Origin of the sequence: Microbacterium hominis, from assembly GCF_013282805.1 — a bacterium.
Taxonomy (GTDB): domain Bacteria; phylum Actinomycetota; class Actinomycetes; order Actinomycetales; family Microbacteriaceae; genus Microbacterium; species Microbacterium hominis_B.
The window spans coordinates 119,188-143,091 of the sequence record NZ_CP054038.1 but is presented as its reverse complement, the minus strand read 5'-3'; the positions used below and the strand labels follow the sequence as shown (position 1 = coordinate 143,091).

The 23,904-nt window shown below is 66.6% G+C and carries 26 protein-coding genes, 2 pseudogenes and 1 other annotated feature; of the genes and pseudogenes, 11 read left to right on the top strand and 17 right to left on the bottom strand.

Going from position 1 to position 23,904, the window contains the following annotated elements:
- Positions 1-75 precede the first annotated feature (75 nt).
- The 3 genes from HQM25_RS00670 to HQM25_RS00660 all read left to right on the top strand — a co-directional run bounded on the left by HQM25_RS00670 (position 76) and on the right by HQM25_RS00660 (position 2,286).
- Positions 76-648, top strand: a complete 573-nt coding sequence (locus tag HQM25_RS00670) for a YdeI/OmpD-associated family protein (protein ID WP_172988450.1) — start codon at positions 76-78, stop codon at positions 646-648.
- A 281-nt stretch (positions 649-929) separates the two neighbouring features.
- On the top strand, positions 930-1,346 hold the full coding sequence (locus HQM25_RS00665; RefSeq protein ID WP_172988449.1) for a TIGR03668 family PPOX class F420-dependent oxidoreductase: 417 nt from the start codon (positions 930-932) through the stop codon (positions 1,344-1,346).
- Between the two features lie 73 nt (positions 1,347-1,419).
- Complete coding sequence (locus tag HQM25_RS00660; RefSeq protein ID WP_172988448.1) at positions 1,420-2,286, top strand: AraC family transcriptional regulator; 867 nt, start codon at positions 1,420-1,422, stop codon at positions 2,284-2,286.
- Positions 2,287-2,403: 117 nt separating this feature from the next.
- On the opposite strand, the gene HQM25_RS00655 is transcribed toward HQM25_RS00660, so the two are convergent.
- Entirely contained in the window at positions 2,404-2,898 is a 495-nt protein-coding gene (locus HQM25_RS00655) for a hypothetical protein (protein ID WP_172988447.1), read from the bottom strand.
- A gap of 532 nt (positions 2,899-3,430) precedes the next feature.
- Here HQM25_RS00655 and HQM25_RS00650 point away from each other — a divergent pair.
- Entirely contained in the window at positions 3,431-5,758 is a 2,328-nt protein-coding gene (locus HQM25_RS00650; RefSeq protein WP_172988446.1) for an amidase family protein, read from the top strand.
- Between the two features lie 140 nt (positions 5,759-5,898).
- On the opposite strand, the gene HQM25_RS00645 is transcribed toward HQM25_RS00650, so the two are convergent.
- Positions 5,899-6,327: a cupin domain-containing protein gene (locus HQM25_RS00645; RefSeq protein WP_172988445.1), complete on the bottom strand. Its 429-nt coding sequence runs from the start codon at positions 6,325-6,327 to the stop codon at positions 5,899-5,901.
- Positions 6,328-6,406: 79 nt separating this feature from the next.
- Positions 6,407-7,063 carry an NADPH-dependent F420 reductase gene (locus HQM25_RS00640; RefSeq protein ID WP_172988444.1) on the bottom strand — a complete coding sequence of 219 codons (657 nt, stop codon included), beginning with the start codon at positions 7,061-7,063 and terminating at the stop codon, positions 6,407-6,409.
- A 41-nt stretch (positions 7,064-7,104) separates the two neighbouring features.
- On the opposite strand from HQM25_RS00640, the gene HQM25_RS17660 reads away from it, so the two are divergent.
- Entirely contained in the window at positions 7,105-7,638 is a 534-nt protein-coding gene (locus HQM25_RS17660; RefSeq protein WP_254359460.1) for a hypothetical protein, read from the top strand.
- A 101-nt stretch (positions 7,639-7,739) separates the two neighbouring features.
- On the opposite strand, the gene HQM25_RS00630 is transcribed toward HQM25_RS17660, so the two are convergent.
- The 4 genes from HQM25_RS00630 to HQM25_RS00615 all read right to left on the bottom strand — a co-directional run bounded on the left by HQM25_RS00630 (position 7,740) and on the right by HQM25_RS00615 (position 11,017).
- Positions 7,740-8,321, bottom strand: a complete 582-nt coding sequence (locus HQM25_RS00630) for a VanZ family protein (RefSeq protein WP_254359458.1) — start codon at positions 8,319-8,321, stop codon at positions 7,740-7,742.
- A gap of 188 nt (positions 8,322-8,509) precedes the next feature.
- Positions 8,510-9,187, bottom strand: coding sequence for a response regulator (locus tag HQM25_RS00625; protein WP_172988443.1), 678 nt, complete (start codon positions 9,185-9,187; stop codon positions 8,510-8,512).
- Positions 9,184-10,299 carry a sensor histidine kinase gene (locus HQM25_RS00620; RefSeq protein ID WP_172988442.1) on the bottom strand — a complete coding sequence of 372 codons (1,116 nt, stop codon included), beginning with the start codon at positions 10,297-10,299 and terminating at the stop codon, positions 9,184-9,186. Before HQM25_RS00620 ends, HQM25_RS00625 begins: the two co-directional genes overlap by 4 nt.
- A 31-nt stretch (positions 10,300-10,330) precedes the next feature.
- Entirely contained in the window at positions 10,331-11,017 is a 687-nt protein-coding gene (locus HQM25_RS00615; RefSeq protein WP_172988441.1) for a DUF2306 domain-containing protein, read from the bottom strand.
- On the opposite strand from HQM25_RS00615, the gene HQM25_RS00610 reads away from it, so the two are divergent.
- Both HQM25_RS00610 and HQM25_RS00605 read left to right on the top strand, forming a co-directional pair.
- Positions 11,006-11,875: an NAD(P)-dependent alcohol dehydrogenase gene (locus HQM25_RS00610; RefSeq protein WP_254359457.1), complete on the top strand. Its 870-nt coding sequence runs from the start codon at positions 11,006-11,008 to the stop codon at positions 11,873-11,875. The two genes, HQM25_RS00615 and HQM25_RS00610, sit on opposite strands and share 12 nt — an antisense overlap.
- A 122-nt stretch (positions 11,876-11,997) precedes the next feature.
- A complete protein-coding gene (locus HQM25_RS00605) occupies positions 11,998-12,468 on the top strand; it encodes a DUF6326 family protein (RefSeq protein WP_172988440.1) in 471 nt (156 codons plus the stop codon).
- Positions 12,469-12,730: 262 nt separating this feature from the next.
- Here HQM25_RS00605 and HQM25_RS00600 read toward each other — a convergent pair whose 3' ends face one another.
- From HQM25_RS00600 to HQM25_RS00570, 7 genes and pseudogenes are all read right to left on the bottom strand, one after another.
- Positions 12,731-13,147 (bottom strand): hypothetical protein, encoded by a 417-nt coding sequence (locus HQM25_RS00600; RefSeq protein ID WP_172988439.1) that lies wholly within the window; start codon positions 13,145-13,147, stop codon positions 12,731-12,733.
- A 142-nt stretch (positions 13,148-13,289) separates the two neighbouring features.
- Entirely contained in the window at positions 13,290-14,084 is a 795-nt protein-coding gene (locus tag HQM25_RS00595) for a hypothetical protein (RefSeq protein WP_172988438.1), read from the bottom strand.
- Between the two features lie 408 nt (positions 14,085-14,492).
- Entirely contained in the window at positions 14,493-14,975 is a 483-nt protein-coding gene (locus HQM25_RS00590; protein ID WP_172991424.1) for a DUF2510 domain-containing protein, read from the bottom strand.
- 12 nt (positions 14,976-14,987) lie between these two features.
- Positions 14,988-15,065 (bottom strand): annotated as a pseudogene (locus HQM25_RS17655) (DUF2510 domain-containing protein); the annotation flags it as partial.
- A 98-nt stretch (positions 15,066-15,163) separates the two neighbouring features.
- Positions 15,164-15,466, bottom strand: a complete 303-nt coding sequence (locus HQM25_RS00580; protein ID WP_217275169.1) for a type II toxin-antitoxin system RelE/ParE family toxin — start codon at positions 15,464-15,466, stop codon at positions 15,164-15,166.
- A gap of 11 nt (positions 15,467-15,477) precedes the next feature.
- On the bottom strand, positions 15,478-15,729 hold the full coding sequence (locus HQM25_RS00575; protein ID WP_172988436.1) for a ribbon-helix-helix domain-containing protein: 252 nt from the start codon (positions 15,727-15,729) through the stop codon (positions 15,478-15,480).
- Positions 15,730-15,805: 76 nt separating this feature from the next.
- A complete protein-coding gene (locus HQM25_RS00570) occupies positions 15,806-16,414 on the bottom strand; it encodes a recombinase family protein (protein WP_172991423.1) in 609 nt (202 codons plus the stop codon).
- 292 nt (positions 16,415-16,706) lie between these two features.
- Between HQM25_RS00570 and HQM25_RS00565 the strand changes: the two genes are divergently transcribed.
- From HQM25_RS00565 to HQM25_RS00555, 4 genes and pseudogenes are all read left to right on the top strand, one after another.
- Complete coding sequence (locus tag HQM25_RS00565; protein WP_172988435.1) at positions 16,707-17,033, top strand: hypothetical protein; 327 nt, start codon at positions 16,707-16,709, stop codon at positions 17,031-17,033.
- A 45-nt stretch (positions 17,034-17,078) separates the two neighbouring features.
- Positions 17,079-17,270 (top strand): annotated as a pseudogene (locus HQM25_RS17650) (transposase); the annotation flags it as partial.
- Positions 17,219-18,316 (top strand): IS3 family transposase, encoded by a 1,098-nt coding sequence (locus HQM25_RS00560; RefSeq protein ID WP_254359695.1) that lies wholly within the window; start codon positions 17,219-17,221, stop codon positions 18,314-18,316. The pseudogene HQM25_RS17650 and the gene HQM25_RS00560, both read left to right, overlap by 52 nt.
- Positions 17,351-17,454 (top strand) — a sequence feature (AL1L pseudoknot). Its footprint overlaps the gene before it by 104 nt.
- Positions 18,267-18,890 (top strand): hypothetical protein, encoded by a 624-nt coding sequence (locus HQM25_RS00555; protein ID WP_172988433.1) that lies wholly within the window; start codon positions 18,267-18,269, stop codon positions 18,888-18,890. Before HQM25_RS00560 ends, HQM25_RS00555 begins: the two co-directional genes overlap by 50 nt.
- A 425-nt stretch (positions 18,891-19,315) precedes the next feature.
- Here HQM25_RS00555 and HQM25_RS00550 read toward each other — a convergent pair whose 3' ends face one another.
- The 3 genes from HQM25_RS00550 to HQM25_RS00540 all read right to left on the bottom strand — a co-directional run bounded on the left by HQM25_RS00550 (position 19,316) and on the right by HQM25_RS00540 (position 23,903).
- Positions 19,316-20,983, bottom strand: coding sequence for a hypothetical protein (locus HQM25_RS00550; RefSeq protein WP_172988432.1), 1,668 nt, complete (start codon positions 20,981-20,983; stop codon positions 19,316-19,318).
- A 482-nt stretch (positions 20,984-21,465) separates the two neighbouring features.
- Entirely contained in the window at positions 21,466-23,028 is a 1,563-nt protein-coding gene (gene arfA, locus HQM25_RS00545) for an arabinosylfuranosidase ArfA (protein WP_172988431.1), read from the bottom strand.
- Between the two features lie 29 nt (positions 23,029-23,057).
- Entirely contained in the window at positions 23,058-23,903 is an 846-nt protein-coding gene (locus tag HQM25_RS00540; RefSeq protein WP_172991422.1) for a carbohydrate ABC transporter permease, read from the bottom strand.
- Position 23,904 lies beyond the last annotated feature (1 nt).

Here is a 23,904-nt window from a genome sequence, read left to right as displayed (position 1 = left end):
GGCGCAGCCGACCTGGACGTCGTATCGACAGTCGCTCTCATGGAAGTTGTCGGTGGGTAGGTCTACGGTGCGAGGATGGTCGCCGCCTCCGCCAAGCCTGAGCTCCATATCGACACCGTCGAGGAATGGGAGCGCTGGCTGGAGTCGGATCCCGGACCCGACGGAGTGCGGCTGCGACTTCGCAAGACGGCGTCGGGCAAGCCTGGCATCACCTACGCCCAAGCCCTTGACGTGGCGCTGTGCTTCGGCTGGATCGACGGGCAGAAGCTGTCGCTCGATGCGGATTACTTCCTGCAGGTCTTCACCCCGCGCCGGCCGCGCGGGGTGTGGTCGAAGATCAACATCGAGCACGTCGCCCGTCTGATCGAGGAGGGCCGGATGCGACCTGCCGGCCTCCGCGAGGTCGATCGCGCGAAGGCGGACGGGCGGTGGGATGCCGCGTATCGCCAGCGTGACGGGGAACTCCCTCCCGAGCTTCAGGCGGCACTGGATGCCGACCCGGCGATCGCCGCCGCGTTCGCCGCGCAATCGGCGCAGAACCGCTTCGCGATGGCGTTCCGCGTGGGCAGCCTCAAGCGCCCGGAGACGCGCGCGGCACGCGTCGCCCAGTACGTCGCCATGCTCGCGCGCGGCGAGACGATCCACTGAGATGCGGCGGCCCCGCGCGTCGGGTGCTGCAGCCGCCTACGTGCTCGGCAAACGTGCGGAGACTTCCGCCGCTCGCCTACGAGGGCTTCGACCGGGATGCCGCGCGTGACCGCCGGATCGACGAACTCTGCGTGCTCGCCGCGACGTTCGCCACCGAACTCTGACTCGTTCCGGCTACGGGAACAGTGCGAGCGACGCCAGGATCGTCGGAATCGTCTTCGCCAGCCGGCGCGCAACGAGCCCATGTACGACTCCGCCGGACGCTGAGGCATGATGGCTGCGTGAGACTTGCCGCTGAGGAGTCGCGAAGCCTGGCGATTGCGGAGCGGGTCGGCCGGCTGGCGACCGTCTCTGCGGCGGGCGATCCCCACCTCGTGCCCGTCACGTTCGCCGTCGCGGATGGCTTCGTGATCATCGGCATCGATGAGAAGCCGAAGAGCACCCTCGACCTGAGACGTCTGAGGAACATCCGGGACAACCCGCGCGTCGCCCTCTGCTGGGACCGGTACGACGAGGACTGGAGCCTGCTGTGGTGGGTCCGAGCCGACGGGATCGCCTCGATCGTCGAGAGCGGCGAGTCGTGGGAACGAGCCTGGGAAGCTCTCAACAACAAGTACGAGCAGTACCGGCACGCGGAGCATCACGGGCCCGTCATCCGTGTCGAGGCGACGAAGTGGAGCGGCTGGGCACACGGCTGACTGATCGGATCGGTCCGTGATCATCGGGCCCGAGGCTGCGTTGAGGGGAAGGCTGGATCGCGAAGGAGGAACCGTGATCGCGATACTCAACCGCGTCGTCGAGCACGTCGAGCAGAACCTCACCGACGATGTGGACATCGACGGCCTCGCAAAGAGCCTCGGCACGACCGAGTACCACGTGCGGCGGATGTTCTCGTCACTGGCCGGGATGCCGCTGTCGGAGTACATCCGGCGGCGGCGGATGACCGTCGCCGCCGCCGATCTGCGGCAGGACGACAGTCTGCTCGACATCGCTACCCGCTATCGGTACGGCTCGACGGAGGCCTTCGCTCGAGCGTTCCGTTCAGTTCATGGCGCAGGGCCCAGCGACGTGCGCCGTGATGGCGGTCCCCTTCGATCACAACCGCAGCTCAGGTTCCGACTGACCGTCGAAGGGAACACCCCCATGGACACCCGCATCGCCGACCGCCCCGCATTCCGGCTCATCGGGCACGCTGCCCGCGTGCCGCTCATCCACCGCGGCCCCAACCCGCACATCCAGGCCCACATCGCCGCCCTGCCCATCACCGCGCACGAACGGCTGAAGAGCCTGAGCAGCACCGAGCCGGCGGGGTTGCTGCAGGTCAGCGCCGACGTCGATCCGGACTATGCCGAAGGCAGCGAACTCACCTACCTGCATGGCGTCGCCGTCGAGCTCGGCGCGCCTGTGCCCGCCGACCTGGACGTGATCGACGTGCCGGCGGGCGCATGGGCTGTCTTCCGGGTCACCGGCGATTACCCCGCGGCCCTGCAGGACGCGTGGGCGGCCACCGCCACCGACTGGTTCCCCTCGAACACCTGGCGACTGCGCCCCGGGCCGTCGATCGTCGCCGTCCTCGATCGGGCTCCCGACTTCAGCACAGCCACGTGCGAACTCTGGCTCCCCATCGAGCAGGCCTGAGCAGACGCAGTCGCGGAGCGCGCCACCGATCGAGCTCCTCGCCTACCCGATGGCGATGGATGCCGTGGACGGCGCGACCGGGTCACGTGACCTCATCAGTTCACGTGAGCCCGACACTCAGCGACGACCGACCGAGCGCACGATTGCGCCCAGCACCACCAGAGCCCCCGCGGCCGCGGCGATCACGACGCCGGGACGCTCGCGATAGGTCTGCTTCAGCTTGTCCGTCCACTCGCCGGCGACCGTCTTGGTCTGGGCGACGACGCTGTCGAAATCGACATCGTCGACCGCATCCTTGATGCTCGCGGTCGCGGCCTTCGCGGCGTCAACGGCTGCATCCGCGGCTTTTCCGGCGGCGGCCCTCGCATCGGACGCAGCACCCTTGGCTCCATCGACGACGTCGCCGACCTTCTCGCTCACCTTGTTCCCGATGTCGCTCACGGTTCCTGCGACATCGCCCTTCGCAGATTCCGCGCCGGCCGAGAGGTCGTCAGCGATCTGCTCCGCTGTTGCACCGAGCGATTCCGCGCCGTCGGCGGCAGACCTGCGCACTCGCTCGGCCGCGTCTCGCGCCGCCTGGGTCGCTTCGGAGTTTCCCTGGGTGTCGGTCATTCTCGTCTCCTTCGTCGTGCGGTCGCCCATCGTATGCCCCCCGGCCGTGTGCCCACGTGAAATCGAGGTGGGGTTGCCAGCGTCGCGGACGAGTGCTATTTTCTGCGGCTACGCGCAGGATGAAGCGCTCCTGCGCTACCGGGGCGCTCCGTCCCACATCTCTCAGTCCAGGACCCGCGATCGCCGATGACCAGCACCTCCTTCGGGGTGGCCGGCGATCATCGACGCGGAATCAGATCTGCGCATGGTCGGCGAGGCATCCGACGGACGTCGGCCGCACGAGAGACCGTCGCCTCCGGCGCCGACGTCGTACTGATGGACGTTCAGATGCCAGGCGTGGACGGCATCGAAGGGGTGCGGCACGACGCGACGGGCCGTGAGTCGGACTGACGACGCGGAAATCGGAACGCAACACGCCGACATCGCGACGCAATCCGGATCTGGAACGGTTCATTCACCGGCATAGTCCGCGCCTGAACAGCCCGTGCAGACGCCGGATCCACCCCTTCTCCCCAGGAAGGACTGCTCACGCATGTCTGAAGCAACCCCTCGAGGGCTCGTCGGGCGCCGCCCCGCGCGCGCCCTCGCGCTCCTCCTCGCCCCCGCGACCGTGCTCGGCGGCGCGGCGCTCGTCGCGCCCGCTGCCACCGCTGCCCCGCCGACGGCGACGATCGCACTCGATGTCGCCGCGAAGGCGACCGAGGGCACGAAGCTCGAGGTGACCGCGGTCGCCGAGGGCGTCACCGACCTCTACGCCTACTCACTCGAGTTCATGTACGACCCGGCCCTCCTGAAGTTCGACGCGAACTCGTCGACGGCACCCGACGGCGGCTACGCGATCGAGTCCTCCGAAGCAGGCATCGTCACTCTTGCCGACACGCGCTTGGGCACGTCTCCCGGGCTCTCGGGCGACGTCGAGCTCGGCTCCTTCACGTTCACCGTGATCGACGGTGGGTCGGCCAACATCGCGCTCTCTGCCGCCTCGCTGGTCAGCTCGACTTCGGAGCTCACCGAGCTCACGGATGCCGCGGATGCGACAGTCGCCCTCACCGGACTGCCGGGCAAGCGCCACGCCGCCTCGAAGGCCGACGCCAACCGTCACAAGGGCTGGGTCAACAAGAACGTCGACCCCACGGCGGCCGCGTCCTTCCTCGCCCCGTACTACACCGAGCTCGACCTCACCGGCGATGACCAGGTCACCGTCGAGGATCTCGGGGTGTTCGCGGACGCGTTCGGCGCGACTTCAGAGGCTGCCGACTGGGCCGATGTCGCCGACCTCGACTCCGTGGCCGACGGATCGATCGACGTCCTCGATCTCGCCGACCTGTCGCAGCGCATCATCTACGACGACGGCCCGTTCCAGCTCGTCGAGGCCAGTGTCCTCGACATGCAGGCCGCGATGAACGCCGGCGTGACGACCTCCGTGGAAATCACCCAGGAGTACATCGAGCGGATTGCTGCGTACGACCGTGTGACGGTGGACCCCGCGAGCACGGGGCGCCCGCTCAACTCGATCATCACCGTCGGGGAGCAGACCGCGCTGGCCGCGGCCGCTGACGCCGACGCGGCCCGTGCGGAGAGCGGCATGACGAGCATGCTCTTGGGCGTGCCGATCGCGCTGAAGGACAACTACAACACCGTCGACATGCCCACGACCGCGGGCTGCGGATGCTGGAACCTCAACCAGACCACCTCAGACGCCACCATGGTGGAGGGGCTTCGTGCGGACGGCGCCGTCATTCTCGCCAAGGCGAGCATGGACGAGTTCGCGATCAACCTGTCCTCTCAGTTCTCGGCCTTCCAGGCGCCGGGCACCGCGCTGACCGTCGCGAGCCCGCTGGCGACCAACCGCAGCTCAGGCGGCTCGAGCGGCGGCACCGGCGCGTCGATCTCGGCGAACCTCGCCGCGATCGGCTTCGGCACCGACACGGGCGGCTCGATCCGTGTGCCCTCGACGTACAATTCGCTGGTCGGCGTCCGCCCCACGGTGGGCCTCGCCAGCCGCGATGGCATCGTGCCGCTCGCGCTGTCGCAGGACACCGGTGGCCCGATGGCCAAGTCGGTCGTGGATGCCGCCGTCGCGCTGGACGCGGTCGTGGGCGTCGACCCGGGCGACCCGATCACCGCCACTCAGGCCGGGCGGGTCCCGTCGACCTACACGTCGTTCCTCGACGCGGACTCCCTCGAGGGCGCCCGGATCGGGTACGTGACGTCGATGTTCGGATCGAACGCGGGCACGCTCGCACTGTGGGAGCAGACGCGGACCCTCCTCGAGGCCAAGGGCGCCACCGTGGTCGAGGTGACCCCGCCGACCGGCTGGAGCGCCGTGCTGAGCGAGGGCAGCGGCAGCGGCCCCGAGTTCAACCACGACCTGCAGGCGTATATCGACTCCTACCTCAACTCGGATGTCGCGGCACGGAGCCTGCTGGCGATCAGCCAGTCGGACAACATCGTGCCCGGCCGCTCCAACAGCCCCTACGGGCAGCGCGCGGCCGTCACCCCCGAGGCCTACGAGGCCTGGGCGGGCGAGAACGGAAGCCACACTCTCCAGCTCGCCGCCGGCAAGCAGCTGGTCACCGGGATCATGGACGCGATGGACCTCGACACGATCGTCTACCCGAGCGGCAACCCGTACTCGACCATCAGCACCAACATGCGCCTGAGCCCCAACACCGGGCTCCCGGCCGTCACCGTGCCGATGGGCTGGGTACAGGGCGCGGGCAACGCGGCCTCAGGGAACGTCAACCTCGAATGGCTCGGCCGCGACTTCTCGGAGGGCACCCTGCTCGGCCTCGCCTACGCATTCGAGCAGTCGACCCACGCCCGCACGGCGCCGGCTCTGTACGGCCCGCTCCCGTAGCGGCCTGCGCAGCACCGAAGAGGGCGCTCCCGCCTCGGGGCGCCCTCTTCGCGGCAGGAAGGGCGAGCGCTCAAAGACTCCGCTCGACCGCAGACAGCTCGAACCGCCGCGCGACCGTGTTCGAACGCGCCTGGCGCGGATCACCACGGCGCGGGGCGATCAACGTCTCGCTGGGCGTCGTCTGGCATGTGGGCGATCGGGCCACCGCCTGCGCGGATGCAGAGCCAGCGCAGCTGGCCGGGGCTATCGGGCAAGCTTCGCCAGGTGCGCCACACGCCCTGGCCCACTCGGATGACCGATCCCGCCCTGACGTCGACGACATCGTCGTCGAGGCCCATCTGGCCGGTTCCGGCGAGGAAGACGTAGAGCTCCTCGATGTGGGAGTGGGTGTGCCAGTAACCGGCTTCCTCACCGGGCTCGTAGGAGTTCGCAGTCATCCCGATGTACTGAGTGTCGATCTCATGGTCGACGACCCGCCGTCCGTCGCGAGACCTGTCGGGTGTGAAGCCGCCGTAGTAGTCGTACCAACGGTCGAGTGCGCCGAGTTCGAGGATGTCGTAGTCGCTCACAACGGTCAGACTACTGATCGGGATGGGCGCCATCGGCGGTGCAGATGCGGGACCTCCGTGGAAGTCGGTCGAGGCCCGCTCAAGTGGCGTCTTCGGGGCGGATGCGGTTCGCGGCGGCGAGGTTCGCGCGCATCTCGTCGACGGTCTGGACGGCTCCGTAGCCGGGACGATCCCGCTCGAGCCGCCACGACTCGTCAAGCTCACCCGCCGAGACGGTGTCGAAGCCGAGGGCGTCGTAGACCTCGGTGATCACCGCGATCGCCTCGGGGAAGTCGGATGCCGTGCCCAGCGCTCGGCGACCCGAAGTTCCCGCGGGAGCTCCTGTCGTCGTGATCTCGTGCGCGTAGATGTTGTTGAACGCCTTCGCGACCATGGAGGTGGGCAGGTGCGCCTGCAGAAGCCCTGAGGTGGTCGCCTCGCCGGCGTCGAGCGCGGGGATGTGACCGTCGCGCTCCCAGTAGTAGTTGTTCGTGTCGAGCACGACCTTGCCGGCGAGCTGCTCCACCGGCACGTCGCCGATCGCTCGCATCGGCACCGCGACGACCGCGACCTCTGCGGCCTCGGCCGCATCCGTCGCGGTCGCGGCACGTGCGAGCGGCCCGAGTTCCTCAATGAGGTCCGCGAGCGTCTCCGGCTCTCGCGAATTGGCGATCACCACCTCGTGGCCGGCGCGCGTGAGTGCGCGTGCGACCTGGGATCCGATGTGGCCTGCTCCGATGATTCCGAACGTCGTCATGCCGGCTGAAACTGGGCGTTGGCGGCCGGTATTCCTCGGCTATGGATGTCGAACGAGTGCATCGGTGGCTCTCGGAGGAGTCGTATCGCACGCGCGAGGCGCACGCGCGAGGCGCACGAGGCGCGATGGCGGGCTCGCGCGTACACCTGATCATGGAGCCTGCTCCATTCACACCGCGCATCCCATCTCAACGGGAGGGCGGCGGTGAAAGCAGGCTAGCCCCAGCGACAGGTTCCCACCCGTGCTGCGACGACCGCGACAACCGCGCGGGCGCGGGCAGCGATCTGGACGGCTGCGACTACTCCTGCGATCTCTCCACACGCGAGGGTCCTGCAGACCTCATCCGCACGGTCGTCGCAGAGCAAGGGCGGATCGACGCGCTCATCCTCAGTCATGCGCATGACATCGAATCGGGCATCCTCGACACGACGGCCGACAGCTTCGACCGTCACGTTGCGGTCAAACGCTCGAGCGTCCCTCTTGCTCATCGCGGCACATCGGACGCGATCCGCATACGGGCATTTGTGCGGAAGCGGCACCGTTGCGAGCGCTGCCTGCATCGCCACGACGGATGAGTGGGGGTGCGCGAGCCGGACCGACGATCGGCGGGCAGGATCGGCGAATTTGATCCCATTCGGCGGGTGCCCCGGTGATTCGTGTGCGGTGATCGTGGCGATCAGTCCGCCTCGTCGCCGGTAGAACGGTCCACGACGACGTCATGTTGCGGGCCGTAGTGCAGTGGTGACACCACGAACGCGACGCTTGCGGCCAGTGCGACCGTGCTCACGATGACGCATACACGGGTCATCACGATCCTGGTGCGGTCACCCGCGGAGTTCCGCACCGCGAGGAAGATGGTCCAGCCGGCGAGGGCGCCGGTCGTGTTGACGATGAGGTCGGTGGTGTCGAAGCTGCCGATCGAGATCATGTGCTGGGTGGTCTCGAGCACAAGACTCGCGCCGAATGCCGCAGTACCGGTCTTCCACCATGTCCAGGCAGGTGCGAATGCTCCGGCGAACAACCCGAATGGAACGAACAGCACGGCGTTGATGATGAGCTCCGCGGGCGCGCTCGCGCCGGCATTCCCGCTGGGAACGAACGGCACGAGCTTGATCGGCCGCGGCAGGCCTGCGGCGGCACCGATCCAGGGTGGCTCGAGCTTCCACAGCACAACCCATACCAAGAGGATCAGGTAGACCGCCGTGGCGAGGATCAGGATGCCGCGACCCCGCGTCCCGTCCTGCCCACGAGAAGACACCAGGGCATCTTACGGACTCCGACGCTCGTGTCATCGCTCCGCTTCCGTCAGTTGCGATCCTCATGCCGGCACTGCACGAGAGACCGGCGTCGAGTACTTGCAAGAGGGTGTGCGTTTGACGCTCCGCTGCGAGCTCAGGTGGGCGCGCACCCGGAGCAGGAGCCTCGGGGCTCCAACGGCATTGGGAGCTAGTTCCGCTCGCCGTCACTTCGTGCGCGGGTCCGCCCTGTCTGGTGCGCCCAGATGGCGATCTCGACCCGGTTGCGGGCGTCGAGCTTGGTCATGAGGCTCGCGACGTGCGTCTTCACCGTGCTGAGCGTGATGTAGAGCTCGCTCGCGATCTCGCTGTTGCTCAGCCCCCGCGCGACTGTCGCGAGCACCTGCTCCTCGCGTTCGGTGAGCGGTTCGACCGGTTGCGGCGGTGGGTTGGCGGGGCCGGTTCCGGCGAAGGCCTCGAGCAGCCGCACCGTGACATTGGGGGCGATCAGGGCGTCCCCGCGGGCGGCGGCACGGATCGCCTGGGCGAGCAGCTCCGCCCCGGCATCCTTGAGCAGGAATCCCTTGGCGCCTGCCCGCAGCGCGGCGAACACGTACTCGTCGAGGTCGAAGGTCGTGATGATGACGACCGTCATCGGGTCGTCGACGCCGGGGCCTGCGAGCATGCGTGTCGCCTCGATGCCGTCGAGCCCCGGCATCCGGATGTCGAACAGGCAGACGTCTGGTCGCAGGCTTCGTGCCAGGGCGACCGCCTCGTTGCCGTCGGAAGCTTGTCCGATGACTTCGATGTCGGGCTGCGCCTGAAGGATCATGCTCAACCCCGTGCGCACGAGCTCTTGGTCGTCGGCAATGAGCACGCGGATGGTCATGGTGCCCATCCAACACGAGGAAGCACGGCGGTGACGGCCCAGCCGCCACTCGGCGCAGGGCCCGCATGGCAGGTGCCGCCGAGCAAGGCGGCGCGTTCCATCATCCCGATGATGCCGAAGCCTGGCGTGGTCGATGTGGCGATGTCTCCGTCGTTCGTGGCGCTCAGCCGCACGCCCTGCTCGTCGGCCTCGACGCGCACGGTGACGCGGGTGACCTGGCGCGCGTGGCGGAGGGCGTTGGTCACCGACTCCTGCGCGATGCGGAATACCGCGGCGGCCACCGGCGGCGGGATGCTGCCGTCGTCGCCTTCGACCGTCACTGCGACCGCCGCGCCGCCTGGCCGCGTACCGGCGAGCTGAGCGATGTCGCCGAGGCTTGGGCTCGGCGCGAGCTCGGCCGTCTCGCCCTGCCGTAGCACCCGCACCATCGACCGCAGCTCGCCAAGGGTCTTGGCGGCTTCGGCTTCGATCACGCCGAGTGCGTCGCGTGCGGCGTTCGGGTCGTGCGCGGCCACCGCCAGGCCCGCCTGCGCACGGATCGCGATGGCCGTGACGTGGTGGGCGACGGTGTCGTGCAGATCGCGGGCGAGGTGCTCGCGCTCCCTTGTGCGGATGCTGTCGAGCAGCCGCCCCCTCGACGCCGCCCGGTTGCGCAGCGCGACGCCCAGCAGCACCGCCGCAAGCAGCAGTGCGAAGCCGCCGACCAGCTCGTCGACGCCGCCACCCCGGCTGAACGTGAGGGCGAGACTGACGAGCATCACGGCCGAGCCGATCATGAGGTCGCGTCCCGATCCCCACCGGAACAGGGCGTACACCATGACCACGACGAACAGGCTCGCGTACAGGGCCGAGTCGGGCAGCAGCAGGTCGATCGGCACCATCACGATCACGAGCATGAGCAGCGGCTGGGTGCGCCGCCACAGCACCGTCGGCGCCACCGCGAGCAGCGCGATGACCGCGGGCAGCGGGTGTGCGAGGTCGGTGCGGAAGAGGGCCTCGACCACCGCTGTGGACGTGATGAGGCCGAGCAGCAGCCAGTCCCGCCAGACCCGGCGCGGCGGTGAGGGCACGGCGCTGGGCGCAGTCCACGCGGAACGCCAGAGCCCGGTCACCGGGTCAGGATACAAGCGCACGATCGGATGCTCACGGAGTCGCGTGGGCGGGCACGCGGGGCATCCGCCGAGCGGCACGTCGCCGGATCAGCACCTCGGCCACGACGGAGTTGATCACGAAGCCCGCCGCGACGACCCACGTCTCGCCGACGGCGTCGGGCTCGCCGAACGGGATCGCCCACAAAATGGAGACGAGTGCTTGAGTTCCGCCGGTGACGGCGAGCGCGTACGCGCGTGTCATCCAGGCTCCGTGCGCAGTGAAGTTTCGTCGCCGGATCGCGATGACCGCCTCCACGAGGAATACCGACATCGCCGCGGCGAAGACGAGCCGGACCATCGCGAACGCGAACTCATCGGGCGGCCCGCCGAAGAAGACCGCCAACCAGATCGCGGATGCCGCCGCGAGGAACCCGGCCGGGATCAGGGTGCGGCCGGCCGTGCGGTGCCAGCGGCGTCGGGTTCGCAGCGCCGGAGAGAACTGGAACGCGCCGAGCAGACAGAACACCGTCATCGCCACGATGTGCGTGACGATCGCCACCGCCGCGATCCCGCTCGGGGCGCTCGCGGGGTCGGCGCTCACCTCGCCCAGGCGAAGCGCGCCGCCGATCACCGGCAGCACGCTCAGCAGCAGCAATCCCGCGATCACCGGCCACCCCGTCTTCGCGCGGGCCGTGGGGTGCGCGGTGGACGGGCGGGTGGCGTTCGTGTGCTGCGACATGTCTCGATGCTCTCCGGGGCGGGCGGCTCGCGGCATCCGTCGTCGGCATGGACTGCGAACCGTACTTTCGGCCGAGGGGATGCAGGCCTCTCGGCCGATGACGTGGCGCGCCGCGACGGCGATGCTCGAGCCATGACGACGAACACGACCATGACGATGCGGGCAGCGGTGCAGCACCGCTACGGGCCGCCCTCGGTGCTCGAGACGATCGATGTCGCAGTGCCGGAGCCCGGGCGCGCTGAAGTGCTCGTGCGGGTGGGCGCCGCTTCGGTGCATCCTGGCGACTACTTCGTCATGACCGTGCGCGACATCGCGAAGGTACGGCCAGGTCAGACGGTGCTGGTCACCGGCGCCTCGGGCGGTGTCGGCTCGTTCGCCGTGCAGATCGCGAAGGTACTCGGCGCCGAGGTGACTGGCGTGTGCCGAACCGGCAACATCGAGATGGTCCGGATGCTCGGCGCCGACTACGTCATCGACTACACAGCGACCGACTTCACCCGCGCCGGGAGCCGCTACGACGTGATCTTGGACAACGTGGAGGCGCGGCCGCTGGCCGATGTGCGCGGCGCGCTCGCGCCGACCGGCGTGTTGATCCCCAACAGCGGGCGCGGTGGACGCTGGCTTGGGCCCGTGGTGCGGATCGCGAAGGCGCGTGCGCAGTCGGGGTTCATCCGGCAGCGGCTGAGGCCGTTCACGTCTGTCGGCAAGCGTCGGGACCTGCTCGCGCTCGCCGACCTGCTCGCGACCGGACAGGTCGCGCCCGCCATCGACCGCACCTACCCCCTCGACGCTGTAGCCGAGGCCCTCGCCCACGTCGGCACCGGCCACACCCGTGGGAAGGTCGTGGTCGCCGTCTGACGAGCCGCGACTCGGGCGGACCCATACCTGCCGTCGCTCGGGCGGTCGGGCCGCCCTGTGCTCGCGCGCACCCAGATGTGCCGCCACTTCGGCGGACGGATCACCCGAAGAAAGAAGGACCGATGACCATTCCGAAGCTCCACGCTCCGCTCGCCACCGCGGCGATGCCCGTGCAAGCGAAGCTCGCCGCCGCATGGACGAGCCTCATGTTCCTCTACATATACGTCGACTATTACCACCTGTACCGGCCCGGGATCCTCGACGACATCCAGGCCGGGCTCGTGTTCGAGTTCGAGATCAGCCCGCCCCTGATGACCGCGTTCCTCGCGCTGCTCGCGGTGCCGTCGCTGATGATCACACTGTCGGTGGTGCTCCCCGCTCAGGCGAACCGGATCACGAACCTCGTGGTGGCTGCGCTGTACATCCCCGTCACGGTCTTCAACGCAGTCGGGGAGAACTGGGAGTGGGCGCCGTTCTACGTCCTCTCGATCGGCGTCGAGTTGCTGCTGCTCGCGTTCATCCTGCGCGCGTCGTGGGCATGGCCGCGCATCCCGACCGCGGCGCCGGTGCTGGTCGGTGAGATCCGTCGCTGAGAGGCGCCGCGCGAATGGCCCGTCGCATGATCGGGCGCACGACCCTGGTTGTTGCCGCGCTCGCCGTCGCCATTCCGCTCGCAGCCTGCGGGCCGGTGGTTCTCGCCGGTCCGCAGGCGACCCAGGAGCGAGACATCGCCGGGGTGGCCAGCCCATTGGTCCCCTCGCCGTACGCGATCCCATCCGGGCAAAGCCCGTACGAGTGGGGGATCGCGCGAACCCCAGGCCCACTCCCCACATACTCCGGTGGTGCTCGTGACTTCTACCGTCGACGGAACACATACGCGAAGGCCGGGCGGGTGTGCGCGATTCCGCGGCCCTTTGCACGGATGAGGTCGGCGTCGGCGTCGGCGGTTTCTTGGCGATGAGGTACCGGTCCAGGTTGGTGGTGTCGCTCGCCGAAAGTACAGATCTTCCTCAAGCGCGCGGTCATCTGGTTGGCTGAGGCGATGACCAGGAGCGGTTCGCGCAGGGGCCCTGTGCTGTGGCTCGGCATTGCGGGGATCATCGCCGTGGCGGTGTTCTTCGCCCCGGTGATCCGCGGCGGATGGTGCGCAGACGCTCCCGTCAGCGGAACGTCGACGTGCGGGACTTTCGAGCGCTCGATCATCGGGATCGACACGTCACTGTGGCTATGGCTAGTGTTGTCGGTGACCGTCTGCGTGATCACCGCGCTCAAGGTCTGGACTCGTCGACCAAGCCTGCCTAGCTGACCCCGAAACGCGCGTTGCGCGGTAGCCGGACGTCGGCGGGCGCCCGGGACTCCAGCGTGGGCGGCGTCGATGGGAGCGGAGGGGTCATTCCGACGGGAGCCCTCGTGCTTACTCTTGCGCAGCAGCGGTGACGTCAATGAGTATCGAGCTCAGCCGAGTGGCTTCGACGCTGTCCGTCTCCTGGTTGGTGAGCACTGCGAGCGCGCACACGTATGGATACTCGGCCGTGTCGACCTGAACTGACGCGGATGCCGTCGCGGACCCGGTCACTGTCGGGCCACTCTCACCCCAATAGAGCAGCTTCACACCCTCGACATCAGGCTCGGGTCGAGACGTGTCGCGGCAGATGCCGTGAGCATCGTTCACTCCGATGTCGCCCGAGAACGCCACAACACGCAGCAGCATCCTGTCGGCGGTTCGAAGCGAGAGCGCGCTGCTCGAGACCTGCACTGTCGCCAATTCCTGCGCGTCCTGGCTCACCGCTGGAACGCTGAGACTGGGCTGCTCCCGTTGACCATAGCTTTCGACGCCTGCCTTCACCGCGATCACCGCCGCCACCACCAGGAGCACAGCTCCCAACACGTCGGCGGCGATGCGGATCCAGCGCGCAGCAGTGTGTGTGGATGTGCCTGTCACCGCGAACGCGACGAGAGGAACCACAACAGCGATGATCGCAACGGTGAACGATGCGCCGACGGCACCTGGGTCGTTCCTGATCAGACGGGCGAACAGATCCCCCTGAATGCCCAACGCCACGAACACGGCGACGACGACCGCGTAACCGAGTGGGATCGCAGCCCGGGTCGCGATCGTCAGCGCGGTGGCACCCGACTGAGCAGTCCCGCCGGCCGCCGCGGCGACCGGTGCCTCCTGCCCTGTGTCTGCGTTCGACGCATCGGACATCCCAAGTCTCCTGGTTCTAGGAATCCATCGGATCAGCCGTGGGGTTCTTCCCACCTTCTAGCGCTCGGACGTGTTCCAACCGTTAGAGCAGGTTGTGCCGCGCATGATACTCACGGCGTGGTGGGACTTATCGGCGGTGGCCATCCCTTTGTCTGTGCTGAGACTCCCGCTGTCTGCTCCCACGTCGTCGAATCGATCCCGTCGCCCCTGCTCACGTCAGCAAGATGCTAGTGGGCCGCACCGCGCTCTTTGAGTAGCGACGACCGACTCGCACCGTGTGTGCCCGCTGTGCGCAGCGATCGCAAGCCGCTGGATCGGATCCTCCTGCGGGCAGTGCACGTGAGAGGGGGCGCGCGGGCACTGCGGCGCGCGCCTCGGGCTGGTATCTCGTAATAGAGGGGCGAACGCCTACCGCCGGAAGTAGTGCCGGGAGACGCTGTTCACCCACGCGACGAACTGGCGCGCCTGAAGACCGAGAGTCGGGTTCACCGGCGCGACCCAGTACTGCTCAGGGCCGTCGATCGAGATGTAGAACTCTCGCCGGTCGACCTTCTTCTTGAACATCGCGCCGGTGATCATCCCGGCGGGGCCGAAAAGTAAACCACCCGCTGCCGCGCGGGTGAGAGTCGATCGCTCGCCGATGTCTCCCGCGGTCTCGAATGACGCCATCACCCCGGCCACGGGCTGGCTGAGATCGCCGAAGTGAATCCATGCGCCCGAGACGGTGATGTTGGCAAACGAGTGGTGCTCACCGCTGAAGTGGGTCTGATTCGTCCACTGGTATCCGTCCCACCAGCGCATTCGTCCGCGACCGTCGTCGTACCACCCCGACGGCTGAGTAGGTAGAACCACCGTCGCCGAACTGCGCAGCTCGACGGTGTCGCCACTCATGTCGGCGTAGTGCTCGGTCCACCTCTCACCGTCCCACCACCGTTGCCGACCTGACCCGTCGTCATACCACCCAGCTTCGGCTTTCCCCATGAGCAGATCGTAGCCAGAGAGAGATGGCTCCTCGCGGCCAGCCGTCGAGCGATCCCATGCGGGCAATGCTCGTTTGAGGGGCGCGAGTGTGCGTTCAGTCACTCGGCTAGTCGGTTGGGGATATCTCGACTGGAGTGGAGAACGTGTCTGACGTCGACGAACTCAGGTGTGTCGAAGTAGATGATGACGTACGGGTAGGTCCACAGGGCGAAGACTCGGACGCCGGGGATGCCGAGCTCGACCTCGAGCCGCGGGGATCCGATCGCGGGGTGGTTGCTGATGGCATCCAGTGCCGCTTCGAACTCGTCCACCAGGCCGAGCGCCGCATCCGGCGCACCTTCGTGCAAGTAGTAGGCGATCGCGGACTGCAGTTCCGTCTCCGCGGTGGCGCGGGTCCGCACCCACTTCTTGGTCACTGGGCGGTAGCGCCGTCGCCGGCGGCGCGGATTGCACCGCGGAGCCGTTCGAAGTACGCACCATCCATGGTCTCGGAGAACTCCGCGTCCGCAGACGCGAGGATGCGTTCGCGGAGGAGGGAGCGGTCGCGGTCGTATCGGATCAGTTCGCGCACGTACTCGCTGGTAGTGCCGAAGCCTCGCTCGGAGACCTGCTCGTCGACGAATTGCTTGAGCGAGTCGGGGAGCGAGACGTTCATCGTGACCATTCCGTCAGGATACGACCCTTGGCAAGAATTGCCAAGGGTCTCGGCTCTGCGGGAGGATTGGCGGAGCCGTTTCTGGTCAGAAGATGTGTGCCTCACTGGTGGACAGGAACGCCCTGCGGCGCTTCTGGAGTTCCCGGTAGACGGTGGCGCGGGAGACGCTGAACAGCTCCGCGACCTCCGCCTGGGTGTACTCACCCCGGTCTTGAACCTCGAACAGCAGCTTGCGCTGAGTCAGCGACAACTTCGGCTGCTTACCCTTCAGTCTGCCCTTCGCCTTCGCGACCGCCATCCCCTCCTTGGTTCTCATGCTGATCAAGTCCCTTTCGAACTCCGCAACCATCGCGAGCACGTTGAACAACAGCCTCCCCACCGGGTCGGTGGGGTCGTACCGGCTGCCACCGAGGCTGAGCGCGACACCTTTCGTCGTCAGTTCGTCGGCGATGTCCCGCGCGTCTTTCACGGACCGGGCGAGCCGGTCGAGCTTGGTGACGACGAGTGTGTCGCCCTCTCGAACGGCGGCGAGAGCTTCGCGGAGCCCGGGTCTGGCTCGGTTGGTGCCGGTCAGTCCATGATCGACATAGATGTTCGAATCGAGAACTCCCATACGCAGCAACGCGTCACGCTGGGAGGTGAGGTCTTGATCAGTCGTCGAGACCCTGGCGTATCCAATCTGTATTCCATCCATCTGCTCAGCGTCCCACCGGGTCGCGTCGTACTCCGCTCGGATCCATCCGGGCATCGCGCGAAGGCGGGAGCATTCCGCGCACTGGGATCAATCCACCCGTGGACGGTCTAGCAGACATCGTGGCGGGGCTAAGCGGTCACGTAAGGTGGCGAAGATCCGGCGGTGGTCGCTGTGCTTTCCAGCCAGGAGTCGTCAGGATCGGCTGAACTTCGGATGAGTCAACCCGGGGCTGTCGGCTAGCCCCCCTGGTCGCTACACTCGCGGCAAACCATGGTGCCGGAGGCGGTTCACAATGACCGAGACGTCATACCTCGCCGCCACGTCGACGACGGGATACACGGAGCAGCGTGAAGCCACGTACAACGATGACGGCAGCATTCGTCAGGTCATCATCTACGTGAAGTGGGACAGCGGTGAGATTCACACCCAGACATTGACCCTCGGTGGCCCTCCGGACTACACGTTTTCGTCGGTCGGTGCCCTTGTGTATCCGGACGGATCCCACACGTCAGTTATCGTGCCGCCTGATGGCACCCTCGTCATCGAGCACGCCTGGGATTGGGTCTCGCCTCATGGGCCGGATCAGTCCGAGAAGGGCTCGCATCGATGGTCTTATTGAATCGGCCTGACTTTCGTTCCGTTCTTCAAGCAAGGATGGAACTCGATGAACAGGAAGTACTCGCCGGAGATGCGTGAGCGTGCGCTCAGGATGCTCGCGGAGGCGCGGCCGGAGCACCCGAACTTGATGAGCGCGGTGCGGCATGTGGCTGGGCTGCTCGGGATGAGCCCGGAGACGCTGCGACTCTGGCAGCGGCGGTACGAGGTCGACGCCGGCACCAAGCCCGGGGTTACGAGCGACGCCGCGGCGGAGATCAAGCAGCTGCAGAAGGAGAACGCCGAGCTGCGGAAGGCGAACGAGATTCTCAAGGCTGCGAGCGTGTTTTTCGCGAAGGAGCTCGACCGCCCCTGACCGAGATGATCCGGTTCATCGACGAGCACCGGGATCGTTTCGGGGTCGAGCTCATCTGCCGCGTCCTCCGGCCGGCAGTTCAAGGGTTCCTCACCTCCCGCGGCTACCGCGCCGCGGTCGGCCGTGCGCCGTCGGCACGGCAGCTGAAGGACGAGCTTCTCGTCCCGGAGGTCGCCAGGTTGCATGCAGAGAACTACGGCGTCTACGGGCGGCGGAAGATGCATGCGCTGATGCGCCGGCAAGGGTGGGACATCGGCCGCGACCAGACCGAACGCCTCATGCGCCTGGCCGGCGTCCGAGGCGTCCTGAAGTCGAAGCGGGTGTTCACCACCCGCGCTGACAAGACGACGGTCCTGCCGAGTGATCTCGTGAACCGTCGCTTCACCGCGCCCGCGCCGCGAAGGCTCTGGGTCTGCGACGTCACCTACGTCGCGACGTGGTCCGGGTTCGCCTACGTCGCGTTCGTCACCGACGTCTACTCACGCCGCATCGTTGGCTGGAACGTCGCCGCCACGCTGCGGTCCGAGATCCTGCCGATGCAGGCGCTGGACATGGCCGCGTGGGGCGCAGGCGGCAGGCTCGACGGGCTTATCCATCACGCGGACCACGGGTCGAACTACACCGCGATGGTCTACACCGACCGGATAGTCGAACTCGGCGCCGTCCCCTCCACCGGGACCGTCGGCGACAGCTACGACAACGCGATGGCTGAGGCGGTCAACAACCTCTACAAGACCGAGCTGATCCGCCAGCGCGGGCCGTGGCGCACCGTCGAGCAGGTCGAGCTCGCGACCCTCGAATGGGTGTGGTGGTGGAACAACCAGCGCCTCCACGGCGAGCTCGACATGCGCACCCCGATCGAGGTCGAGGACGCGTACTACGATGACCTGGAATCAGCCCAACCGGCACCTGCCGGACAAGCAATGCGATAGGAACGAAAGTCAGGCCGATTCATATCAGCGGGACGGCAGCGGCCTGTTCGAATCGTTCGCCGAATCGGTGGATGCCAGTCACTTCACCACCGAACAGGGCTCGCACTCATTCGACCGAGACGGCGTCCTGACGAGCGAGACACACTCACTGCTGGTTCGGTTCGACACCAACACTCACGACACCACCCGTGTCGAGGTAACCGTCACCCCTCAGGGCATGCGGACCGAGCACACCTGGATCACTGACGCCGAAGGCCACGTGTGGCTCGACGACACGCTAGTTACCTACGTCCCGCCGCTTGTCGAGGCACGCCGGAAGGCGCCGCCACGGCGGCCTCCCACACGACCCGACACGACGCCTCCCGGCAAAGGCCCACAGCCACGAGGCACCAGTGGCGGCAGTGCCGGCAGTGGTGGAGGCGGGGGTGGGGGAGGCTTCCAACCTTTCCCGAGAGCGATCAGTGCTCCGAACGGGCAGTGCGAGCATTTCACGGACTACTACCTCGCCGCTACAGCGGCACGCGACGAGACTTACCTCGGCACGGTCTTCGAAGGCGTCGGCCCGTGCACATGACCAAGCACGTCAGCCCTGGCGCACAGTCTCGACGATGCTCACGGTCCAGTCGTTGACTTCTGCTCGCCTTCCTGACTGGTTCAAGACAGCGGTGATGGGTGCCGGATATCCACGACGTCCGGCCCGTCGTCAAACCATCCCCAAACGGACACTGCGCGGGAGACGAGGGCCGCGTGCAGGCCATACCGCGCCCGATTGACGTTCCGTGGCGCGCGCGACTTGGCCAGCGATTCGGGCAAGCCTGCTCAGGGGGTCAGCAAGTTCTGCAGTAGTCCCCGCTGGGTAGCGGCGCCGTACGAGAAGGAACCGGAGGCGCAAACTTGCGAACCCATTGCGGGCAATGGGCGCACCTTCAACGGATGCTCAGATCGGGCTCGACACGCCGAGCCAAATGGCCATCTGCTCGCGCAGCGGCAGCCGACTACTCAGCTCTTCGAACCCTGATCGGTGGACCTCGTCTGATAGGCATGGATGGCTCGGAGTCGATCCTCAACAAATCGGGCCTCATCTTGCGGGAACGCGCCCACCTCGTGAAACAGTTCTCGGAGGGCGTCCGCGATGCTGGGACTCAGCGCTTGATTCTGTTCACACACCTCAATGGCCAGGAGCGATGTGACTAGTTCAAGAGACGAACGCCGTGCCGTGAAAGGAGCATCGTCCCGCTCTGGCGAGTCCTGGATGTCGGTAAGTACTAGCCGTGCCGCATTCCAGTCAGAACGTGATGTTACGTGCGCAAACTCGCCGAGTGCCGAGTTCAGCGGAGCGAGGCGCTTCCAGCCCGCCGCCTCGATCCAATCCCGAGGGGTTGAGCGGCTTTCGAGCTTGAGGGCCTTTTCGGGCTTCAGCCGCCAGACTCGTAGCCGCGCCGTCTGCTCGAGCACCGTCCGCAATATCGACATTGCGCGGTCGTCGTCCTCCAGCCAAAGCCACCACGCAGATCGCAACGTCGATGCCGCGAGTAGGGCGGCGTCTCTAGAAGGACCGGGAGATTGCCACAGCCCCACCAGCGCGGTCGCCTCCGTCACGAACGCCCAGATGGTCGACCTGTGTTGCAGCACGCGTTCATCGAATTCATCGGGCAGGAGTCGCTCTTCGATATCCAACGCCTCCTGGGCCGCACGAGCGCTGCGGAAACGATGCCAGCCAAAAACGGTAGTCATCAACTCGTCGTCACGGTAGAGCCGACCCGCGGGGCGACGACCTTGCTTGACCAGCTCGAAGGCCTTCGCGGCGTCGGCCAACTGCCCCACGGCCGCCGGGGAGAGCCCCTCGCCCGGCGAAAGTGGGGCCATGAACGAAAGAGGCGGAGAGACGAAGTGCGACGACGGCGGCAATGCGCCGGGGGCTGGTGGGTTGGCGCCGTCGTCGTCGGCCGCCACCGAGAACTCCTCCGCGGTCTGCCGCAGGAGTTCATCAATCATGGGTATGTCTCCGTCAATCGCGAGCAGTCGAATTTCGCCACGGATTTGGAACATCCCCACTCGCAATGCATCCAGAACGAGCCCAAGCACTGCTTCAGACTCGCCGAGCTGAGCCGGGTCAAGACAATAGGCATCCCAAGCTGAGACCGCTGTGCCCTCCCTCCCGTGCAGGACCTCACTGAGCAAACCCCAGATTCCTGCCGGGCAAAGCTCCTCACCCGTGCTGAGTCGGATGTGCGTGTGTTCGACGTCGGGTTCAACGACCGAAACGTACTGTTCGGGATCGTCGAATACACGGCTCGCCGTCCCTGCGCTTGCATGGCTTCGACTGATGGGGCGCGACCAGGTACGCGCGACGAAGTCCGCGTGAGATTCACTTCGCTGCTTCGTCGTATCCGTCAAAGCAGCGCGCGCCTCAGTCCAGGTCTCGATCTGGTTTCGCGCGATAATCGCAGCGCCGGCGATCTGTCCGCACAGCAGAAGGCGCATTGTCGCCACTACGCTGTCGATTCCCGAGATGAACTTCCGGAGGGTCAACCTCCCGATTGATCCCGGCCTCCGCATCTCCTTCCCGCTCAGCCCGTCGATCGCGCCCGTAAGGAAGACCAGCGGCACCAACGCTGACATGATCGTGTCCTTGTACGAATCCGGCACCGACTCGATGCTGAACATTCGCGCATTGTGGCGGGCGAGCAACGCCTCCGCGACCCGTGCGTGGGCCGCTTCTGCTGCGACCTCATACCCTGCCACCGTGGGCGGCACCGCACTGCCCCGATCGTTTGCATTCTTCGCGTCCGACAACCTCGCTGTGGCGGCACGGGCTTTGATTGTCGCCCGTCGTCTGGCCTCGCGGGAGCGGGAGGAAGCTGCCATTGGACGAGACTATCCAAGGGACGTGGCTAAGGGACCGAGCTCCCTCCTGTCTGCGCTCGAAGTAGCAGTCGAAAACACTGTCGGCTTGGAAGTCGGCACCCAGCCGTGAAGTTGCTCGCTCCGGCCAGGTTGCCGCAACATCCGCGCGAACACAGCCCGGACCGCCGGCGCGTGACCGCACGATGGGGTGCGTCGGAACGATGCGGATGAGCTCGTGCGGACATCCGGGCGGCACTCAGTCGACTCGGCATCCCTATACGGGCGGTGTTCGGACAGGGGACCTACGCGTGCAGTCGATTGCCGCGGGGCGGGATCGTCTTTGCTCGGCCAGGGTCTTCGAGCAAGATGACCGTCCATGACACAGGGGGGAGCTCGACTGAGCCGACGCCGTCATCGAGGATGAGCGAGTCGTTGTCGCGCATGGATACCCGGTTGGGATTCTCTAGCGTGTTGACGGCGTAGATGTCCTCGTCGGATAGCGTCTGCGCCGTTCCTGTTGCCGCGTTGGAAAGCGCCCCGAGGTCGAACTGGAGCGCAGTCGTCTCGGTTAGCGACCGGTTGACGACGAAGATCGCGACGGTACCTGTCGCGGGGTCGTGGGTCGTCACCGCGTCGATCGTGGGCACCGGCCCATAGGCCGTGGTGTCGTACGTGTCGCTCTCCACGCTTGTCGTGAGGGCTTCTCCGATAGCGAGCGCGGAGGTGAGTGCGAACGGGAAGAACGTGGTCTGTCTCCACGCGATGCCGCCGGGCTCGGTCATGATCGGTGCGATCACGTTGACCAACTGTGCGAGGGAGGCGCTCGTGACTCGGTCTGCGTGCCGGAGGAGCGAGATGAGCAGGTTGCCGACGACGACGGCATCGAGCACGGTGTACCCGTCCTCGAGAAGCCGGGGTGCGACGGGCCAGTTGTCGACGCCGGTGAGCTTGTCGACCTTCTCGAATCGCTCGTTGTACCAGACGTTCCACTCGTCGAACGAGATGTTCACGACGTGGTCGCTGCGCTTAAGTGCCTTCACATGCTCGACGGTGGCGACCACTTGGTCGATGAAGGCGTCCATGTCGACCGCGGAGGCGAGGAAGCTTGCCGCGTCTCCGCCTTTCTCCTCGTAGTAGGCGTGGCAGGAGATGAAATCAACGTCGTCGTAAGTGTGTGTGAGCACGACTCGCTCCCACTCGCCGAACGTCGGCATGTGCCGGCTCGACGACCCGCATACGACTAGTTCGAGGGCGGGATCGAACATCCGCATCGCCCGGGCGGTCTGTGCGGCGAGCTTGCCGTAGTCTTCGGCGGAGCGATGCCCGAGCTGCCACGGCCCGTCCATTTCGTTGCCAAGGCACCACATCGAGACCTTGAAGGGGTCCGTCCGTCCGTTGCGCATGCGCTCGTCGGTGCGGCGGCTGCCAGCGGGAAGGTTCGCGTATTCGAGGAGATCGAGCGCCTCGAGAGTGCCGCGGGTACCGAGATTCACTGCGAGGACGAGCTCGCTGCCGATGGACTCGAGCCAGCTGTGGAACTCGTGGAGACCGATCTCGTTCGTTTCGGTGGAGTGCCACGCCAAATCGATCCGCGTTGGACGATCCTCACGAGAGCCAACGCTGTCTTCCCATCGGAACCCGGACACGAAGTTGCCGCCTGGGTAGCGGATGGCGCTTACACCGAGTTCACGGACGAGTTCACGGACGTCTTCCCGAAACCCGTCCGCATCCGCGGTCGGGTGTGTCGGCTCGTAGATCCCGTCGTAGATGGCCCGGCCAAGGTGCTCCACGAACGAGCCGAACAGTCGTCGGTTGACGGGTCCGACCGGCAAGCGGGTGTCGAACAGAAGTCGTGCGTTGGCCATTGCAGCCTTTCGTCTCAGAGGAGTCGTGTTCATTTGAGTCCGGTGCTCGCGACGCTCTGGATGAAGCGCTTTTGCAGCAGTAGGAAGAGGACGGCGAGGGGCGCCAATGCGATCAGGGAGCCGGCCATCATGACGCCGTAGGGAATGATGCCGTCGGGGCCGGTCAACAGCGTGAGTCCCGATGTGATCGTGCCCATCTGCTGATCCGTCGTGAACACGAGCGGCCAGAGCAGGTCGTTCCAGTTGTTGATGAACGTGTATATGCCGAGCGTCACAAGCGCGGGGACGGCATTGGGTAGGACGATGCTGCGGAAGATCCGGAACTCTGATGCCCCGTCGATGCGCGCGGCGTTGTCAAGGTCGCGCGGGAGTGACAGGAAGAACTGGCGAAGGAAGAAGATGCCGAAGGCGTCGGCAGCTCGCGGAGCGATGAGACCGGTATAGGAATTGATCCAGCCAAGATCCGCGACGAGCTGGTAAACGGGGATCAGGGTGGCCTGGAAGGGGACCATGAGGCTCGCGATGATCGCGATCAACAGGAGGTTGCTTCCTCGGAAGTCGATCCGCGCCAGAACGTACGCCGCGAGCGAGTCGAATGTGAGCGCGAAGAGGGTCACCCCTCCGGCGAAGACGAAGCTGTTGAGGATGAGTCTGGCGAACGGCAGATCGGTGAAGATCCTCGTGAAGTTGTCGAGCGTCCAGGTGCCAGGTACGAGGGTCGGCGGAAAAGCGTTGACTTCGGTAACTGGCTTGAAGGCAGTGAACACGATGATCGCGATCGGCAGCACGATGAGGAGCGCGACCAGCAGCAGCGCGGCGAAGAACAGCCAGTTTGTGAGCCGCCCGATGAAGCGGCGGCGAGTGCACGTAGTCATG